Here is a 2,224-nt window from a genome sequence, read left to right as displayed (position 1 = left end):
TTTCTAATCCCAAGAGTGTAATTATAAATTACAAAAGCGAAAACCTACGGCCGCAGGCAATGGACTAGAACGGTCTCGGCTATGAGTAGTTGCGTGGTTTAGCACTTAACTTTGCAAGTACACACCAAACTGGAAATTCCGCAGGAATTTCCAAAGTAGGCGAGAACAAGCAATTACTTATAGCCATTGTTGTAAGCCGTATTTTTTATTCTTTTATTAAATGTATTCTCACATTATTATCAGTTCTTACCTGAGTTCCATTTACAATTCCTGGAACCCAAGTCGGATAATTTTTCTTTAGATGATTTTTGGCTAACTCAAATAATTCATTCTTATATTTTTTATTGGATTCCAGCCCTTCGAAAAAATAATTGATATAAAAACTATTAATTGTACTGTCTCTTTCTACTGTAAAACCAACATCAAGAAATGGCCATCCACCATATTCTGATTTATCTTCTTCAATGTCCAAATTTTCAACTTTAACGTTAGGAATATAGTCTGAACTTCTATTTTTTTCAGATGGTAATTTTGGTCTTTCATCACAATCTCCATAATAAACAGCCAAATTGTTTTTTATTACATTTTGAAGAAATAGGCTGTCCGCTTTCTTGTGCATTTGCTGTTTAAAATCAAGTCCGTACTTATCCGCTAAAACTTTATCCATATAAGCTCCATAGCATCCTTGAGTTTGACCTTCAAAAACGACACAACCAATTAAGTCAATTTCATAATTTAAGCCATTTTGTTTGCAAAGCTCTTCAAGTTCTTTTTCATATCTATTATGTCCGTATAAAAATCCAACTTCTTGCGTGAATGCAATTCCATTTGTTCTTATTTCATCTTTAGCTCTATTAATTTCAGATATACAAAGTGTATCCGTCTTTTCTGGATTTGAAACATATTTAATTGGGTCAAATTCAACATATTCATTTTCCAAGTTGGAATCTTCAATTTCGGCAACTTGTTGTTTTTTATTCTCAACACAAGAAATGAAAATCGTTAGTGAAATTAATATGACGAAAGTTTTTTTCATATGGCTTACAACGGTCTTGTATAAGAATAGTAGGGCTGAAAAAGTGCGCTAACCATTCGGATGAAACACAAGCCGATTTTTTAAATTTTTCTTATTATTTTTTTTTGTCAATAAGCCAAATTTAAAAATTTGGCGACTTTGCAAATGTGCCCGAACCATTCGGTTTTGCTACAATTGCCCTATTATTTTTATACGTTGTTGCCAGTAGTTTTTTACGCTATAATTTTTTGTTGTTTTGGGCATTAATACAACCTTGAATTTGATTCTCAATATCTCGTATAGTATTAAAATCGTGAGCTGCGTCCATTCCATCCTCATTGAGTAATTTGTCTATAAATTGTATTAAAGTTTCTTCTTCTCCATCAATAATTTCTACACGATTAAAATCTATATATGGATTACATACATTTTTTCCATCTACTTTAATAAAAATTGCTTCTCTAATAAATTTATAATTTGCAGTGTCAATTGCGTGTTTTAAAATAGTATTTGTCTTACGCATTTTAACCGTGTCTTTATTCGTACAAATTAATTTATCAATATTTTCAAATGTGTATTTATTAAGGTCATCAACTTTTATTTCCATTTTGTCAAGCATACTTTGAAACGCAGTCATAAATGCCTCGAGTGAACTCCGACTTGAGGCATTGGCGTTGTTCATAGTCGTGCATAAGTATTTGATTACCATATCAGGAATAAAACCATCTTGTTCACTTAATTCAGAATTATAGGCAATCAAAACAGTATTAAATTGTTTTGGTTCTTTTAAAATTTGTAGTTGATTTTTACTATCATAGTAACCTGCAAATGAAATTATGCTATCGTCGCTTATAATAATTTGCGTAGGAAAAGCTGTAATATTAAATTCATTGATATAATTAATTCCATTATCTGTATCTGCTTCAAAGATCAAGTGCTCATAAGAAGACAACTCTTTTTTCACCAAGTCGTTTTGATAAGTATCATTTAACAATTCTTGAGAAAAGCCACAATCTTTATCGTAAATCGTAATTAATTTGTCTTTCGCAAAAAGATTGTGGCTAATTAAGAAAGATAGTATCGTAAATATGTAAATTAATTTTTTCATAATCTTGGTTTTCAAATTACTGGCAATGGCAAAGGTATAAGGCGAGTGAGGCGTTTTAGCCGGTACGCGTAGACCTTTTGTATGTTGGTTATTGGTTGTGA

General features: G+C 31.2%; 2 protein-coding genes. Both read right to left on the bottom strand.

Annotated features, from left to right (window positions below; translation table 11 throughout):
• Positions 1-205 precede the first annotated feature (205 nt).
• Positions 206-1,036, bottom strand: a complete 831-nt coding sequence (locus IL45_RS01385) for a hypothetical protein (RefSeq protein ID WP_036579379.1) — start codon at positions 1,034-1,036, stop codon at positions 206-208.
• A 217-nt stretch (positions 1,037-1,253) separates the two neighbouring features.
• The coding region (locus tag IL45_RS01380; protein ID WP_036579377.1) for a hypothetical protein at positions 1,254-2,224 on the bottom strand (971 nt) is incomplete at its 5' end.

It is taken from the genome of Nonlabens ulvanivorans, from assembly GCF_000732625.1.
Lineage (GTDB): Bacteria > Bacteroidota > Bacteroidia > Flavobacteriales > Flavobacteriaceae > Nonlabens > Nonlabens ulvanivorans.
Note: the sequence above shows the minus strand (reverse complement) of the source record. Positions and strands in the feature narration are given on the sequence as shown.